This window comes from Exiguobacterium sp. s39 (assembly GCF_018618925.1).
GTDB lineage: Bacteria > Bacillota > Bacilli > Exiguobacteriales > Exiguobacteriaceae > Exiguobacterium_A > Exiguobacterium_A abrahamii.
The window spans coordinates 725653-742227 of sequence record NZ_JACSNA010000001.1; the positions used below are offsets into that span (position 1 = coordinate 725653).

19 protein-coding genes are annotated in these 16575 nt (G+C 44.8%); 13 read left to right on the top strand and 6 right to left on the bottom strand.

The features are described from left to right. Positions 1-56: 56 nt before the first annotated feature. The 3 genes from KNQ11_RS03745 (at position 57) to sstT (ending at position 3517) form a co-directional block, all read left to right on the top strand. Positions 57-362, top strand: coding sequence for a hypothetical protein (locus KNQ11_RS03745; protein WP_214769701.1), 306 nt, complete (start codon positions 57-59; stop codon positions 360-362). Positions 363-702: 340 nt separating this feature from the next. Continuing rightward, positions 703-1950: an MFS transporter gene (locus tag KNQ11_RS03750; RefSeq protein ID WP_214769704.1), complete on the top strand. Its 1248-nt coding sequence runs from the start codon at positions 703-705 to the stop codon at positions 1948-1950. A 295-nt stretch (positions 1951-2245) separates the two neighbouring features. Continuing rightward, on the top strand, positions 2246-3517 hold the full coding sequence (gene sstT / locus KNQ11_RS03755) for a serine/threonine transporter SstT (RefSeq protein WP_149427222.1): 1272 nt from the start codon (positions 2246-2248) through the stop codon (positions 3515-3517). Between the two features lie 77 nt (positions 3518-3594). Here the strand turns inward: sstT and KNQ11_RS03760 are convergent, their stop codons facing one another. The 3 genes from KNQ11_RS03760 to KNQ11_RS03770 all read right to left on the bottom strand — a co-directional run bounded on the left by KNQ11_RS03760 (position 3595) and on the right by KNQ11_RS03770 (position 5360). Continuing rightward, positions 3595-3981 carry a hypothetical protein gene (locus tag KNQ11_RS03760; protein WP_214769707.1) on the bottom strand — a complete coding sequence of 129 codons (387 nt, stop codon included), beginning with the start codon at positions 3979-3981 and terminating at the stop codon, positions 3595-3597. A gap of 160 nt (positions 3982-4141) precedes the next feature. Continuing rightward, the gene (locus KNQ11_RS03765) at positions 4142-4918 is read right to left on the bottom strand and encodes a phosphatidylserine decarboxylase (protein ID WP_214769710.1); all 777 of its coding nucleotides are present in this window, start codon (positions 4916-4918) and stop codon (positions 4142-4144) included. 130 nt (positions 4919-5048) lie between these two features. After that, positions 5049-5360 (bottom strand): DUF2834 domain-containing protein, encoded by a 312-nt coding sequence (locus tag KNQ11_RS03770; protein ID WP_214722968.1) that lies wholly within the window; start codon positions 5358-5360, stop codon positions 5049-5051. Between the two features lie 206 nt (positions 5361-5566). On the opposite strand from KNQ11_RS03770, the gene KNQ11_RS03775 reads away from it, so the two are divergent. Next, complete coding sequence (locus KNQ11_RS03775; protein WP_214769713.1) at positions 5567-6391, top strand: hypothetical protein; 825 nt, start codon at positions 5567-5569, stop codon at positions 6389-6391. 81 nt (positions 6392-6472) lie between these two features. After that, positions 6473-7033: a TetR/AcrR family transcriptional regulator gene (locus KNQ11_RS03780; protein ID WP_214769716.1), complete on the top strand. Its 561-nt coding sequence runs from the start codon at positions 6473-6475 to the stop codon at positions 7031-7033. A gap of 24 nt (positions 7034-7057) precedes the next feature. On the opposite strand, the gene KNQ11_RS03785 is transcribed toward KNQ11_RS03780, so the two are convergent. Beyond that, positions 7058-7636 carry a LysE family transporter gene (locus KNQ11_RS03785; RefSeq protein WP_214769719.1) on the bottom strand — a complete coding sequence of 193 codons (579 nt, stop codon included), beginning with the start codon at positions 7634-7636 and terminating at the stop codon, positions 7058-7060. A gap of 130 nt (positions 7637-7766) precedes the next feature. Here KNQ11_RS03785 and KNQ11_RS03790 point away from each other — a divergent pair, with 130 nt between their 5' ends. After that, a complete protein-coding gene (locus KNQ11_RS03790; protein ID WP_214769721.1) occupies positions 7767-8648 on the top strand; it encodes a LysR family transcriptional regulator in 882 nt (293 codons plus the stop codon). On the opposite strand, the gene KNQ11_RS03795 is transcribed toward KNQ11_RS03790, so the two are convergent. Then, positions 8640-8891 carry a hypothetical protein gene (locus KNQ11_RS03795; protein ID WP_251139626.1) on the bottom strand — a complete coding sequence of 84 codons (252 nt, stop codon included), beginning with the start codon at positions 8889-8891 and terminating at the stop codon, positions 8640-8642. The two genes, KNQ11_RS03790 and KNQ11_RS03795, sit on opposite strands and share 9 nt — an antisense overlap. A gap of 76 nt (positions 8892-8967) precedes the next feature. On the opposite strand from KNQ11_RS03795, the gene KNQ11_RS03800 reads away from it, so the two are divergent. The 7 genes from KNQ11_RS03800 (at position 8968) to KNQ11_RS03830 (ending at position 15472) form a co-directional block, all read left to right on the top strand. Next, positions 8968-10242 carry an alkaline ceramidase gene (locus KNQ11_RS03800; RefSeq protein ID WP_214769724.1) on the top strand — a complete coding sequence of 425 codons (1275 nt, stop codon included), beginning with the start codon at positions 8968-8970 and terminating at the stop codon, positions 10240-10242. 625 nt (positions 10243-10867) lie between these two features. Next, positions 10868-11347: a DUF4825 domain-containing protein gene (locus tag KNQ11_RS03805; RefSeq protein ID WP_214769728.1), complete on the top strand. Its 480-nt coding sequence runs from the start codon at positions 10868-10870 to the stop codon at positions 11345-11347. A gap of 143 nt (positions 11348-11490) precedes the next feature. Beyond that, positions 11491-11838, top strand: a complete 348-nt coding sequence (locus KNQ11_RS03810) for a PadR family transcriptional regulator (RefSeq protein ID WP_069940541.1) — start codon at positions 11491-11493, stop codon at positions 11836-11838. Continuing rightward, positions 11825-12547, top strand: a complete 723-nt coding sequence (locus KNQ11_RS03815) for a hypothetical protein (protein WP_214769731.1) — start codon at positions 11825-11827, stop codon at positions 12545-12547. Before KNQ11_RS03810 ends, KNQ11_RS03815 begins: the two co-directional genes overlap by 14 nt. Before the next feature lie 10 nt (positions 12548-12557). Continuing rightward, the gene (locus KNQ11_RS03820) at positions 12558-13343 is read left to right on the top strand and encodes an ABC transporter permease (protein ID WP_214769734.1); all 786 of its coding nucleotides are present in this window, start codon (positions 12558-12560) and stop codon (positions 13341-13343) included. Next, a complete protein-coding gene (locus tag KNQ11_RS03825; RefSeq protein WP_214769736.1) occupies positions 13340-14821 on the top strand; it encodes a hypothetical protein in 1482 nt (493 codons plus the stop codon). The genes KNQ11_RS03820 and KNQ11_RS03825 overlap by 4 nt, the downstream gene beginning before the upstream one ends. A 12-nt stretch (positions 14822-14833) precedes the next feature. Next, complete coding sequence (locus KNQ11_RS03830) at positions 14834-15472, top strand: ATP-binding cassette domain-containing protein (protein ID WP_058713542.1); 639 nt, start codon at positions 14834-14836, stop codon at positions 15470-15472. A 51-nt stretch (positions 15473-15523) separates the two neighbouring features. Here the strand turns inward: KNQ11_RS03830 and KNQ11_RS03835 are convergent, their stop codons facing one another. Continuing rightward, the gene (locus KNQ11_RS03835; protein WP_035397719.1) at positions 15524-16429 is read right to left on the bottom strand and encodes a TerC family protein; all 906 of its coding nucleotides are present in this window, start codon (positions 16427-16429) and stop codon (positions 15524-15526) included. Positions 16430-16575: the final 146 nt, after the last annotated feature.

Consider the following 16575-nt stretch of genomic DNA (forward strand, 5'->3'; position numbering starts at 1 on the left):
TTTGAAATATAGGTATCACTCGCATTCAATCAGCCTATTGAAAAGGAGAGTAGATCATGGAGGTACAATGGAACGATAAGACTATCCTTGAACTCATACTCATCGTCTGGGTGATCGGTGCCATCATCATCGTGAGTCAGGCGCGGGGTAAGAAAAGTTTGAAAGCGAGCTTGATTAGCGGAACGATCATCAATTTTCTTTATACGACGGGCATTTCATTACTTTGGTTTTACACGATTGCTGTCGATGGGATCAGTCAGGTGTTAGTCGTCTATTTCTTCGTAGGCATCTTTACGGTCCTTGAGCTTCTGTTTGTGATCGTTCTTTTGATCGTCAAACGCAATAAAACAACGATCTCTTGAGAAGTGAAAATTCGTGATGAACCGTTTTAGAACGCTGATTTCAGAATTTCAACGTTTGATTCGAGAATCATCCAAAATTCAAGCGGACGATAGAAGGATTAGAGGCGATATCGTGTTGAATCGGAATAGATCAAAGAAGGAATCGTTTTTATGTACGACGCAAGGACATCATCTACATAGTATTAAACGTGCTTTTTCGTAAAGGCTCTATTTACGAAGAAGCATTTTTTCAAGGGTGTAGTTAAATTAAATTGAACTTATCGCTTTACATTTTTCTTCCAGTCCTTTACTCTACAATAAAGTTCAATAAAATTTAACTATTGGAGAGAGGGGAAGGCGATTGAACAAGCAACTAGTCATCTTGTTACTTGGTAGAATTCTGATGAACATATCGGACAGCTTTTATATGATTGCCATCGTTTGGTTCGTCAAGACGACGACGAATTCGCCATTTCTGGTCGGATTAACGAGTACGATTGCTGTGTTACCCGTGACGCTTCAATTTTTGTACGGTCCGATCATTGATCGTTATTCGAAAAAGAAACTCCTCTTTTTCTCAGGCGTCGGGCAAACCGTTTTGGTCGGAATCATCACCTTGCTTTATTTTAACGAGACGCTCTGGATTCCATTACTGCTCGTTATTCTGTTTTTAGCGTTAACATTAGCGGAAATCTCGTATCCCACCGAAAATACACTCATCGAGCGACTGGCATCAAATGATCAGTTGACGAAAGTCAATTCAGTGTTCGCCTTTTCTTATCAAACGCTTGATTTGATTGCGGATGCGTTAGCAGGTATCGTGATTTTGTTTGTCGGCGTCGGAATCGTATTCGCTGCGAATAGTATCGTATTGCTAGGGATCGGGTTCTTATTTTTGTTAGTTCTCAAAGTCCCATCTTCGAAAAAAGAACAACCCATTTCCTTACGAAACTTTTGGCAACAGTATAAGCGAGACTTCAATGAAGGATTTTATGTTGTCAAGCAACAGAAGAAACTACTGACCATCATATATGGCATCATCGGGATGAATTTTCTTGCGACGATGGGACTTGCGGTGTTACCAATCATTTCTGAGACATCAGCAGAGTACGGGTTTTGGTTAGCAGCAATTTCACTTGGAACGATGATCGGAACATTGATATCAAGTCGTTTGGAGACGTTTGCTCTTAATCGTGTCATGCCGATTGCAGCGCTCCTATCCGGTCTGTTTTGGATTGGTGCGTTTTTAGTAAATGATGCTGGGGTGCTTCCCATCGTTTTATTTGGAATCGCTTGGATTGGAATCGGTGTGAACAGCATATATCTGTATACGCTCATCCAAGTCAATCTTCCGTCGGACTATTTAGGAACAGGTTTTTCGTTTCTCTCTTCACTGTTAGGGTCGTTAAGTCCACTTGGATATTTTGCGGGAGGCATTTTCGGAGAATGGTCTTCTAGTACAGCAATCTTATTGATCTCTAGTATCGGCTATTTTGGCTTTGCCGGCTATTTCTTAATTCATCCGACGCTTAGAGCGTTAACGATACCTGTCAATACTAAATTCGAGAAGACTGCTGAAGAGAGAATAAAGGTCAATCAACATCTGTGAAACATTTTAGTTTACATAATTAAGTAGGAGAAGGAACGCATCTTCTTCTACTTTTTTTGTAATTATGCAATCGATTGCATTCGTATGCTCACTTAACATCCAGGAAAAGGAATCATATTTCTTGCAAAAAACTAGTTTTTATTTCACACGATTTATGCAAAAATAGAACACAACAAACTGCGAGAATTTTTAGAAAAGTGAATGACTAGACTATTCATCCTTTTGAGTAGAAGAGAGAAGTCATCGTTTTTCGAATTCTAAATAACTTATTTTTTGTAAGCCTGGAGGGGAACGTATGAAATTGTTGAAGATGTGGAACCAAATCAGTTTAGTGAAACAAATCGCGATTGGCTTGATCGTAGGGATTATTTTAGCCGTCACGATTCCTGAAGTAGCGAGTTCTTTGACCATCTTTGGAACATTATTTGTTTCCTCACTAAAGGCAGTCGCGCCGATTTTGGTCTTTTTCCTAGTTATGGCTTCGATTGTGCAACACAAAAAAGGTCAGCAAACGAACATGAAATCCATCGTCTTCTTATATCTGCTCGGTACATTCTTAGCGGGTGCGATTGCGGTCGTCGTTAGTTTCTTGTTCCCAGTGACGATTACACTGACAGAAGGCGCAGAGAAGCTGTCAGCTCCTGGAAACGCCATCGAAGTCCTTAAGAAACTTGTCTTGAACATGGTCGACAACCCCGTTAATGCGCTCATTCAAGCGAACTACATCGGAATTCTGACATGGGCGATCGTCTTAGGACTCGCATTAAAAAATGCTTCCGACACAACAAAAACGTTCATCTCGAATTTCTCAGATGGTATCGCTAAGATGGTCGGCTGGATCATCAAACTGGCACCCCTAGGAATCATGGGTCTCGTCATCGGTTCAGTCACAGAGAATGGACTTGGTTCTCTCGGTAAGTATGTAGGATTATTGGGCGTGTTGATTGGTACGATGCTTATCGTCGCACTCATTGTTAATCCATTGATCGTATTCATCAACGTCCGTCAAAATCCATATCCGCTCGTCTTTAAATGTCTACGTGAAAGTGGCATCACGGCATTCTTCACACGTAGTTCGGCAGCGAACATCCCAGTCAACATGGAATTGTGTAAGAAGCTCGGTCTCGATAAAGAGACATACGGCATCTCGATTCCGCTCGGTGCCACGATCAACATGGCGGGGGCGGCGATTACGATTACGGTTCTGACACTTGCTGCCGTCAATACGCTCGGGATTCAAGTCGATATTCCGACAGCCATCATCTTGAGTGTACTCGCTGCGGTCTGTGCATGTGGAGCGTCAGGTGTCGCTGGCGGATCACTTCTCTTGATTCCACTTGCATGTAGCTTATTCGGAATTCCGAACGATGTCGCGATGCAAGTCGTTGCCGTTGGTTTCATCATTGGAGTGTTGCAAGATTCATTTGAAACAGGACTCAACTCTTCGACAGATGTTCTGTTCACAGCTACAGCGGAATATCGCAAACGCTTGAAAGAAGGCGAGCGTTTCTCAATCAATCGTCAGTCGATGAATGAAGAAGTAGCTGAAAAAGTCGTTAACGGCTGATCAGATGCGGCTATTATCGTCGTGATCTAAATCAGAAAAGGCATCCTTAGCTGAGGATGCCTTTTCTTATAGACAAATTAACCTTCTCCTAAAGCAACGTACTTTTTTAATTTCCCGTTGAAGCTGACTATCAGAATCTCATTTCTTTCTTTAGTAGAGTATAGGGCGGTACCCTTAGAGAGTTTCGTAGCAGTCCCATTATCAAAATCGTCTCTATCCGAACTTCTTCTTTTAATTTCTCCGACTTTTTCCTTCTGAGTGACTTCGGTTTTTTCTGCCCATGCTACATCTGATTGGTAGATCGTATCATTGAATTGAAAAATGTCTGCTTTAGAATCTTCGCTCAAAACTTCGAATGCCGTCGGTTTTTCACTAGTACTTTGCATTATCTCTTCATTATTGCAACCAACTAATATCCATACCGTCATAATCGAGAAAGCGTATAATAAAACGACTTTTTTCATGATATAACCTCTTTCCCGTTTTGTAAGTTATTGCATTTCGATACACGTTAACGTCAACTGCTCTTCACGGTTACCATCCCATTGAACAGTGGTTTCCTTTAGTCTAGCAAATTCAAATGTTTTTCTTAGTCAGGAATCTTAACAAAAAGGGAATCCATTTTTATGGGATCCAGCGTCCAATCTGCTCCCCCATCTTGACGCGACGTTCGATGCCTGGTGCGAGTTCGACGGTGTCCGGTGGCAAGACGAGGATGACGGTCGAACCAAACGAGAAGTAGCCGAACTCTGCACCACGCTCCAGCAGGCGTCCTTGATGTGTCTGAACGATCGTATTGACGTTCAGCGCACCGACCATGACGTGCTCGATCGTTCGGTGATCGACTTGCAGACGCGTGACCCGACGATAGTTGCGTGTCAGCGGACGTTTGCTGAATCGTAGTCCCATATCATTGACGGGTGCTGATTCTCGCCCTAGTGTATAACTCGTCGTGATTTCGCCCGTGACTGGCGAATGGACACGGTGATAGTCGGTCGGACTCAAATAGAAAATCAAGGCGACACCGTTCGCGTAATCCTGGGCGCGTTCGCTCGAGCCGATCAGCTCAGTAACGGTATAGTCCTGTCCTTTGATTGTAAACCGACTATCTTGCGTTAATGCTGGGACGATGGAAAGTACGGCGTCACTCGGACTGACGAAGGCATCCGGCGCGGTTGCGATTGGTCGCATACCGGGACGTAACTCGCGTACGAAACAATCGTGCAGCGAGGTAAACGAATCAACGGACTTCAGCGCTTGATCCGTCTGAATGTGATAGGTGCGAATAAAAGGTCGGATGAGCGGTTTACTAAAGCGACTCATCGCAAACCGTTTTAGTGTGTTCGCAACAACGGGTCGAGCATTTAAGTGGACGATCGTATCAAAGATGGCTTTCTTCATGAGGTAAAAAACTCCTTTAAGTTGTAATCTACCTCTTAGGATACGGTCGAATTCTGTTGATAGACGGAGTCGCTTTCTTAAGTTTGTCTTAAGAAAAACACGTACCGAAGATGCGGCACGTGTCAGAACGTCATGATTTTCGAGTCAACAAATAGAGTAGAGGTCCGAACGCACCAATCGCGAGGGTGATGATTGCCCAAAGCGGAAAGCTTCGTCCGGTACGACGTGTATCATGACGGAGCCAAACGATGATGAAGAGGGCGCAGAGAATCAGATCGACGAAAATCTGGAGCGTCGCCGTGTTTTGTGTCGCTTCCGCAAAGATGCCAAGTACACCAAAGTCAATTATCGAAAACGCAGTTAAAACAGCGAATGCGATCGTAATGATGAGCAATAAAGGTTTCGGGATGGTGTCTACAAATGAAGCTTGAGATTCTTTCATGAAGGATCCTCCTTATAAATGTAGTGTTTACTACAAATAAATGTAGCATGTACTACAATCGAACGTCAATCGAGTATATGTAGAAGGAAAGTTATTACCCTGATCCGTCAAATAACAAAATGTGATGCTGTTCAATTTGGTATAATACGGAAAAAGAAACGTAGGATGATGAGAAGGGACGGAGCGAACATATGAAGGTAAAGCGATTGCGAACAATCTTCGCCTGTAGTGCAGCTGTAGCCTTATTGATGAGTGGAGCGAGTATCGGAAGTGGAAGCAGTCTTGTCGAAGCAAAAGTGGTCCAGACGAAAAAAGCATTCGATTATAAAAAATACCGTGCCGATCAATTGAAGGTCATCACGAAGTACGGCAACATCTTATCGGATCTTAGCTCCAAATCCCCAATCAAAATTCCTTCTTATTATCAAAATGAAGCATATCGGACTGCGGTCGAGCAGTATAATCCGAAAGTAGAAAAATACGATTCAGATAACGTGAAGGAGTCAAGAAAAATCAGAGCGATGCGAGTTGATCTAAAAGCAGTCGATACATCGTCTGAGAAAAAAGCGTTCGATAAACGAATGGTCGCAATGAAAAAAGAAGTCAAACGACTCGTCAAGGTCGAGCAGGCATTAGCGAAGGAAAGTAAACCACTCTATCAAGAAGTCATCGATTACGAGCGACAGCAAATGGAAGCGTTCGTCGCCCAATATGAACCGATTGATCCGGCATTGACGTTGATTAAATCACTTCCATATGTACAAGAACTCGAACGAAAACTGATCAAGAAAAAAATCAGTAAGCAAGACCGAATAGAGCGCGTGGATCGCGCAGCTGAAGCGATGGTACGAGAACGTGAGACGTCGAGTGAGCGCGTTGGACCCGAACGTGGGAAAATGACGATCTTGATTTACGAGAATAAATTCGAGGAAGCAGCAGCTGTCTTTGAAGAAGCGAAACAGCTGACGAAAGACGAGAACGTCCGACTGGATCTTGCTTTTAAGAAGATCATCAATCAATTTTTAAAATGAAGCATCCTTTGTGGATGCTTTTTTGCATGGTGTCCGTTTCTTAAAATCGAGTATGATGGAAAGGGAAGGAGTCGATCGGATATGGATAAGTTTGAACATAAGCGACAGGACTATACGCATCACATCGCACAAGCGACGTTAGCATCAAGCATCAAGGAGATGAGTCTGAAGAAGATGGCGACCGCTGCCGGGACGAGTGACCGGATGCTGATGCATTATTTCAAGGATAAACAAGATATCGAAACCGCGGTGTTGACTGCGATTAGCCAAGAATTAATTGATTTACTACAGCAACCGGATCTAAAACTCGAGTTCACGGCATTCGTCCGTTTTCTGCGACAAGCGATCGATGAGCCACGAATCAAGCCATATTTGAATCTTTGGTTTGAGATCACCCACCTCGCAACGAGTCAGGGGGAACCGTATACGTCGATCACGCGGACGATCGGAGAATCGTTCGACGATTGGATTAAACAGATCTATGTACCAACAGAGGGGGAAGATGTCGATCAGCAAACTGCGTTGCTCTTCGTCTTCACGGAAGGACTCGTCGTCTTAAATAAGATCGGCTTACAAGAGCGGATGGACGCGGCAGTGGAAGCAATGATTGCATTAAAAAAGGACAACATGCCTCGCAACTGAGGTGTGTTGTCCTTTTTCTGCATCTCACTGAAAAATCGTCACAGCTGAATAAAGGAGTAAGCCACACATAATGACGCGAAACGCGACATCGTATCTTTGAAATAACGAACGAAACAGGGAGCCGCTTCCTGCCCAAAGCAATAAGGCGATCCAACCGAGAATGATGGCATACGACGTGTATTGAACGATTTCTACAGTAGACGTGCTATGCGGCAGAATGAACGTCGATAAGGCGGTCAAGAAAAAGAGGATACTCTTGACGTTGATGAGTTGGAACAACAGACCGGATAAAAATGTCGCTGGCACGGTATCGATCTGACTTGCTGTCTGTTTCGGGAAACCAATCTTATAGGCAAGATAGAAGAGGTATGCGGCACCAAGCCACTGCAGAATCGGTTTAATCATAGGCAACGTCGCTTGTAATACTGTCGTCCCTAATGCGCTGACCAACCCGAGTATCATGAACCCTAGTAAGATTCCGGTATTAAATCGCCAAGCACCACGAAAACCGAAGTGGCTCGATTCATGCATGACTAACAGATTACTTGGTCCAGGTGTGATGGACGTAATGATGACATAAGATAAAAAAGCAACAACATTCATGAGAAAACTCCTTTTTCATACTATCGAATACTTGAATTCTAGTGTAAGATGACAAGAACGATAAATAAAATTGAAATAAAAAATTATTCCATCATTTTTTTCGATGGAATGATGAAAGGAGAGTATCAGAATGGAAATTCGCCACTTGATCAGCTTCTTGAAGATCATTGAGACAGGGAGTTATACGGCAGCTGCGAGTGAACTGGGCTACACGCAATCGACGATCACGTCCCATATGCAATTGCTTGAACAAGAAGTAGGCGGTGCCTTGTTTTTCTATGCCAATCGTAAGCTTCAGCTTACACCGCTAGGTCAGGAAATCATTCCGTTAGCTGAAGACTTACTAGCGACACATGAGAAAATCAAGTCGATTCAACAACAGGATCCCTTTGAAGGCGTCTTGAAAATCGCTGCGCCAGAGTCACTGACGATCTCTCGTCTTGGTTCCGTCTTACAGACGTTCATGACAGCATATCCGAATGTCAACATCATCTTATCGAATGGAACATGTAAGGAAAATCAAGACGAACTCTTACATGGACGGGTCGATGTCGCCTTGATGCTGTATCCAAAGTTTATCGCCGAACGTTGTACGCATGACGTTTTGAGAGAAGAAAAGATCGTCATCATTGGTCATCCGACGATGCCGGATCATTTTGACGCGATTCGCTCTTCCGCAGACGCATACGTCTATCTGACGAATGAAGAAGGGTGTAGTTACCGAACGATGTTTGAGGCGTGCGTCAGAAACCAAGACATCTCGTTTCAGACGCAAGAATTGTGGAGTATCGGGGCGATCAAGAAGATGGTGATGAACGGTCTTGGTTTTGCTGTGTTACCGTATGTGACTGTAGCGGAGGAAGTGGAGTCTGGTGCGTTGAAAGTCATTCATCATGATGAGACATTCGAACCGATGTATGCCCATCTGCTCACGAAACAGTCGAAGTGGGGCTCACCCGTGACACGTGCGTTTCAGGAAATCGTCCTGGAACAATTCATGAAGTCAGGGTGAATCGAGTATCTCGACCCAGACTTGATAATAGATCTCTTCATCGAGGTGAACCGTTGCCGAACGTACGCGATAGTCTGGGTTTTCCGCCAGATAAAAAGCAAGAATCGTCGCGACTTTAAAGTCAGGGGTGCAATAACCGGTAATTGAACGACCATGGATCTCATTCGTGATCGAGTCCGCCCAAACTTCGGCTTCACGGAACGTCTCGAACTGAAGCATCTCTTCCTTCCAACGAATCGACATCTTCATGTCCTCCTCTACTGTAGTTAATGTTAGTATATGGAAGAAATAGTGTGTTACTCAAGGGGGAACGTCAGACATGAGTCGTTTTGGAATACATCGGGAAGAAATCAATCCGCCGCTCGGTGCCGCCTTCATCGGTTATCACCGAGAAGTCGGTGTCGCAAGCATACACGATTCGCTATATGTCACAGCGAGCATCTTCGAGAGTGAGCAGACGACATCGGTTTTTGTCAGCATCGATAACATCGGTTTGCTCGTCGCAGATACCGATACCATCCGTGAAGGTATCGCAGACCGACTAGACGTCTCGAAGGAACAGATTACGGTCGTTTATACGCATACACATTCAGGACCAGCGACAGCAGGAAACGAGCCGTTGATCGTTGCCTACAAAACGATCTTGACGCAACAAGCGATCGTATCTGCCGTCAAAGCAAGCGAAGCGATGCAGTCGGTTGAGATTGGTTGGGGTGTGACGTCTGGGAAACTCGGTGTCAACCGACGGGAGAAAAGGAATGGTCACGCGGTGATGGGAACGGATCCGCTGGGAGTGACGGATGATCGAATCGGAACGCTATTGGTTCGACGTGCCGATGATGCGTGTCTCGTCGGAGCCTTCGTTTTCTGTACAGCGCATCCGAACGTCTTGAAATCAGACAGTGTCGTCTTATCCGGTGATTATCCGGGTGTCGCTCGAACGATACTCGAACAGGCACTCGGCTGTCCAGTCGTGATCGTCCAAGGGGCGACGGGGAACATCAATGCGAAATATCGCGGTGACCTAGCAAGTCTACAGAAGATGGCGTTTGCTTTAAGTGGACACGTCTTGACGACGATTCCAGAAGTGTCGTATCAACCGTTAACGCACCACCGGATTCAGTCGGTGATCTATCCGATGCGTTTAACAGAAGTACTGGATACGAACGAATTACAAGACATGGCAACTTACGCTGAACAGACATGGGGCGTCAGCGCAGCACGATGGTTGGCGTACGTTCAAGAGCAATCGGGAACAACACTCACCATCCCGGTCGAAGTTCAATTGTTTGAACTAAATGATGGTTCGTTCTCAGGCATCCCGATGGAGCCGTTCTGTGAGACAGCGCTACAGATAAAGCGATTCCGTCAAACGGAACTCGCCTTTTTCGGAGGCTATACGAACGGTTATATCGGTTATTTGCCGACAGCGGAAGAACATCCGTATGGTGGGTACGAAGTGGCAATCAATCCCGTCGTCTACGGTCCAGTGACGGGTCTTTGGATGCCGCCTGTACCGGAAACAGCGAACGACATCGTGAGTCACATCCGACAACTCTATGAAATGAACAACAATCCGGCTTCTCTCGTCTGAGAGGCCGGATTGTCGTAGTTACGATTTGATTTTTTTGATGATCCAAAATAAAGCGAAAGCGAGTCCGCATGTTAGGAAGATGAATAAAAAGAGCAGAATGAGTAAGTTAGACATTTGTAGCATCGGAGACCTCCGTGAATAGGTATAACTGGATTTTCGAACTTTCGAATAATAATAGAGTAGCATAGTAATTAACATTATATAGGGAAATGACTTATTGTTTTTGATATTTCTTAAAGGATCTACTTATTATATGAACGAATAGTTATTTTATTCCATTTTGAAAAAGAGAGGGATATCATGATCATCAAAAGATTTATTTTTAGTGCTATCATCACTTATTTATTTCTCAGTTTGCTTTTATCTTTCAGCATCGGATATACGATCGATTGGATTCTGGAAGCAACGTTAGCTCAAAAGATTAAAGGATACGCTTTTTAAGGTTCACTCGTTTTAGTGTTATAAAGCTTTTAATTGTTGCAGGTGTAAGTATTTTGTACAGTTTACTCTCCTCAAAACAAAGAGCATCGAGTTCACGTAAGCGTTGATTTCCTTTATTTTGAAACTTTTCTTTGTTTGATTACGTTTATTAGGTATAATCGGTCTACTAAAAGGAGAGAGTATGATGAGAAAGAGAATCGGCGCAATTGCTCTAGTGAGCGGCATGCTGATACTCGGAGGTTGCGGAACAGCGGCAACACAAACCGATGTATTTGATCAACAAGGTACATATCTAGGGGATAACAGTAACGTACGAGACATCGTCCAACAGCTACCCCATGGCGATCAGTTAAAGAAGATAGAACTGTCGACGAAGGATAAACCGTATCAACTCACGTTACGTTATGCTGGATTCGAAGAAGGACAGGTCGAACAAAAAAGTCATCGTACGGCAATCTACAATGCAACAGCACTGTTCACATTGATTCCGAATGTCGACCACGTCAACATGACGATCGAGGATGCTTCGTATCACTTTACGAAACAACAGCTTCGCGATTGGTATGGAAAAGACTTTACGTCGTACGATAATGAGAAAGCACTGAAGGCATTCACGAAGCCTTTTATCGAAGATTCGAAGAAAGTAAACGACTTATTGAACTAAACCGACTGGGCACGCTCTTAAACAGGAGCGTGCTTTTTCGTTGATTCATTCCCATAAGTTGTAAAAAGTACTTTGCATTACAGAGTAATTCAGTTTATTGTAAAGGTACTGATACATCCAGAATAAGGAAGGGGTTGGACGGGGTGGAAATCGATAAAGAACTGTTAAAGGGGCATGTCGACACGATCATCTTGTCGTTGCTGAACGAACAAGACCGATATGGGTATGAAATCGCGAAGACGATCCGGCAAACGTCAGACGAGCAGTTTGAACTGAAAGAGGCGACACTCTATTTGTCACTCAAACGACTTGAGAAAAAAGGATTCGTCAAATCCTATTGGAGTGACGAAGCAGCGGGCGGCGGGCGACGTAAATATTATACGCTGACGACTGAAGGAGAAATCCTTCTTGCGAAAAAACGACGCGAATGGCGTTTTCTGAAGCAACTACTCCCGAAGTTTCTTGAAGAGGGAGACGGTGCGCTTGAATAAACTCGATCATTTCGTCCGCGACTTGTATCAAGATGCGGATGTGACGGATCCGGAAATCATTGACGTCATGGAAGAGACGCGTAGCCATCTCGAACAATCGATGCGAGACTTGATGATTCAAGGTTATTCGGAAGAAGAAGCGACGAAGCTTGCCATGTATCGCTACGGTAGCAAGGAACATGTCAATCAGCTCTTGACGTGGGTCTATCGAAAAGAGCGGACGTTCGCTTCGTGGTTGCTCCGAATCGGGATTAGTATAGCTACTGCAACGATACTATGCTTTATCGGCACGATGATGTTGAGCCAGCATCAGTCACTCGCCTATGCGGATGCCTTTTATGGTAATGAACGCTCGATTGAAGCGTATGAACGTATTTTAGAAGATCATCTATTGCTAGTATCGATTTCCGGACAAGACGCGGCGTCTTCACGTGATTTCACCATTCATAAATCGATTTGGTTACCGGAGTTGTTCATTTCACACGGCATGTATCTGATTGACGAACAGCACCTGACGACGACAGAAAGTTTCGATGTTACGAAATTCGGTGCGGTGTTCGCGTTGATCGGCATGACGATTTATCTCGTGACATCCGTCATTTGGAGCATCATCAAGCTCTATCATGCAGGACGATTGCATCTATTAAGTATCGTCTCAGTCGTGTTCTTTAACGTCCTGGGTTATTGGTTTTGGGCATTACGAAAATAGGAGGGGTCATATGTCGCAGCAAATCAAGCTCGTTTGGTCGCAAGCGTTCACGGTGAAACGATGCGTGTTCTATCTTCTGATCATTCTCGGGTTACCGGTGCTTCAATTCAGTTTCATTTATGAAGGCTATCAGTTCTTCTTACCGATCGAAGTGTTCGAGGAGACGCTATCAGGAACGATCCCGATGCTGTTTCCGGTACTTGCGGTCTTGATCTTCTTGCCAATCTTCATCGCTGAATACAAGGATAACTATCTGACATATGTCCGAACACGTGCGAGTCTAAAGGATTATCTGCTTGCGGTCGGTTTCGTCAATGCGATGCTGACAGGACTCGTGTTCTTTTTAATGACAATCGTGACGTTCGTCCTCATTCATTATGTCGAACCAGTCATCGGTCTCGTTGACTATTGGTCTCTCAGCGAAAAGACATATGAGACCTCAAATGCATTTTCGTTCTTGGCGGACATTCATCCGTTACTCTATGCCGTCCTCTATGCTGCTTGGATTGGACTCAACGGAGCCGTGTATGCGACGCTTGCTTATTTGTTGATTTTGGCGCTCGAACAAGTCTATCTCGCAATTTCGTTACCGTTCGTCGCTTATCATGTCTTTAATTTCGTCGCGGGTATCATGCAAGCACCACAGTTCTCGCCCATCAGTACGGTCTTTCCGTTCAATATCACGGAACAACCGCTTTGGACGGTGTTCGTGCCGTTTGCTATTTTGATCGTCGTTAACATCACGCTCTATCTAACGATGATTCGACCGAAACCGGAGTGGATCTTCCAATCATGAAGAGGACACGAAACATTTCGATTGTACTTAACAGTCTATTCATCCTCGTGATCAGCTACGTCGCATGGTATAGACGACAAGAAGTTCTGTCCGAGGCACAAGAATTCGGCAAAGACGTCAACACGTGGGACATCACATTTGCGATTCAAAATGATATGTACCTAATCCTCTTTTTCCTGATGCCGTTACTGCTGTTCCTCTCGTTTCGAACGATTGAACAGCAGTATGAACCGACGATTTTGATTCGGGTCGGCTCATTTCGGTACTGGCTGTACTACTCGACAAAACGGTATGTACGCGCTGTCCTGTCACTGTTCGGATTCGTCTTGCTGCTGAGTCTTCTTAGTGCTAGCGATCAATCGTTTACGTTGCAGTGGAGTCCATACAGTCAACTCGCAACGAGTGGTAACATCAGTCATCATCTCGTTACGACTTTCCGCTCACCCCTGTCAGTGATTTTCTTACAACTGATTCTGTGGCTGCTTGTGAGCATTGTCCTACATGGATTGATGTGTCTTGTGTTTCTGTTGCATGAAAAACGTAATGGCTTGTTGCTACAGGCGGCAGGGGTAGTGTTTTGGTGTATCTTTAGTTTTAAATCATCGTTTGGAGTAGGAGAGTTCTTTTCACCCGCTGTGTATTTCTCTGTCGGGGCTGTATCCAATATAATGCATCCTTTGATGGCACTCGTTATCCTCAGTCTCGTGATCGCACTGATTTATTTATCGGTCCAATGGATTCAATCGCTCCGTCAGCTACTGACTTCGATAAAAGAATTATTGCCGTATCTAGTCTATGCGATGCTTGCTAGTCTGTACATCTTCCTCAGTAGTAGTCGAGCGTCAACTGAGCTGCAAACGATTGGTGATCTGTTCGTCGTCGTGTTTTACGGTGTCAGTGCGGAGGACAGTTCGTTTCTGCAACTCGTGTCACATCTGATACTTTTCTTCGGACTCGCTTACTTAAGTCAATTGCGTCTGCAGGAACAAATGACGGCAATCGGACCATACACGTGGATGCGTTACCAACGACTCGAGAAATGGGCACTACATGTCTTCGTAAGGGAAGGGCGTTTTTATCTACTTGCTCTCTCACTTCTGATCCTCGGAACGATGGTAATCGGAATGCTGCAAGGCGTATCGCTATCGCTTTCGACAAGCCTTTTATCGATTTCAACGATGCAGTTGTTGCTGCAACTGATTGGCATCTCGATGTTACAATTAATGCTTTATTCACTCTTCAGCTTCATCTTGCTGTGGCAATTCCCAGATGGATACGCGATGCTCGGTTTGTTCGGCGTCTTATCGGTTTTCTTACTGCCCAATTTCAATCAGTATGGCATCTTTCCGTCCGGATTGAATGGATTCGCCCAGTTGCAGTCGTTTAGTCTGACACATCTCTTGATCGTTTTGTTGATCTATGTTGGGCTTTCACTTGTCTGGTTATATGTTCTGTTTCAAAAAAGCATACGAATATAAGGAGGACGTATCATGGAAATGATCAAGCTCGAGCAGGTCACGAAAGGGTATCAAGGTAATCCGTTATTCGCAGACGTCGATTTGACGATTCAAAAAGGAGACATCGTCGGCATTACGGGACCGAACGGTTCAGGAAAATCCGTCTTATTCAAGATGATTTGCGGCTTCATCCATCCGGACGCGGGAACGATCACCGTCCGGAATGAACAGCTCGGTCCGACACGACGCTTTCCGGAAAACGTCGGCGTCATCATCGATCGACCGGGTTATATCGCTCATAAATCAGGGTTTGAGAACTTAAAGCAACTCGCAGCAATCCGAAAAGTGATCACAGATGCTGACATCGAACAAGCGATGCGGACCGTCGGCTTACAGCCTGGCAATCGTCAGAAGGTCAAACAATATTCGCTCGGAATGAAACAAAAGCTCGCAATCGCGCAAGCCATCATGGAACAGCAGGACATCTTGATCTTGGATGAGGCATTCAATGCACTCGATCACGATAGTGTCTTGCGTCTGCGGGAACTTTTGTTGTCGTTCAAAAAAGAAGGGAAGACGATCATCTTGACGAGTCACAATCAACAGGATATCGACGCACTTTGTGACGCCGTCTACCGCATCAATCAAGGTCGGCTCGAACAGGTCGGCTAACACAAACAGGGAGTGGATCAACGGATCCACTCCCTGTTGCATTACGATCGATTATTTTCCTGGCTTCGTCTTGTAGAAGCTGTAGAAGACGCTAATCAAGATGACGAGAACGATCGTACCGAGCGACATCCAGATTGGCATTTTGTAGACGTCACTGAAGATCATCTTCGCTCCGATGAAGACGAGCATGAAGCTGAGACCGTGTTTCAAGTAGTAGAAACGATCAATCAAGTTCGCGAGGACAAAGTAGAGACTACGGAGTCCAAGGATCGCCATGATGTTCGCATAGAAGATGATGAACGGGTCACGCGAGTACGCGAAGCTTGCTGCGACCGAGTCGACGGCGAAGACGATATCCGAGATCTCGATGAAGACGAGCGCGATCAAGAGTGGCGTGAAGAACAACTTCCCATCAATTCGTTTCGCGAACTTACCAGACGAGATGTCTTGCGTGATCGGTAAACGTTTCTCTAACCAACGAATCGTTTTGTTCTCTTCGAGCGACGTCTCTTGACCGATGTTCTTGTACATCATCCAACCAGTGTAGACGAGGAACGCTCCGAAGATGTAGTAGACCCAAGCGAAGTTCTCAAGCAACGAAACACCAGCGACGATGAAGATGACGCGGAAGAAGATTGCACCAAGAATACCCCAGAATAAGACTTTGTGCTGGTACTTCAATGGAATCGCGAAGTATGCGAAGACGAGTGAGAAGACGAAGACGTTATCAATCGCGAGAGCCTTCTCGATGAAATAAACGCTCGTATATTCGATTGCAGCGGAGCTACCTTGATCGAAGTAGAGCCAGCCCCCGAAGGCGACGGCGATTGCGATCCAGACGAACGTCCACGTCCAGGCCTCCCGAAGCGAAACTTCATGTGCCTTACGATGGAAGACTCCAAGGTCAAGAGCGAGCATGATGAAAACGATGGCTAGAAAAGCAATGAGTAGTGTCAACAGCGCTTCCTCCTTTAAGGTAATTGTTATCTTGAATTTATTATAAGTTCATGAGAACTCAAAAGTAAAGGGATAAATGTTCGGAATGTGCAATTGGTTAAAAAACAATCCCCGAAAGTGGAAGAATGTATTCGAAGTGATGTGCA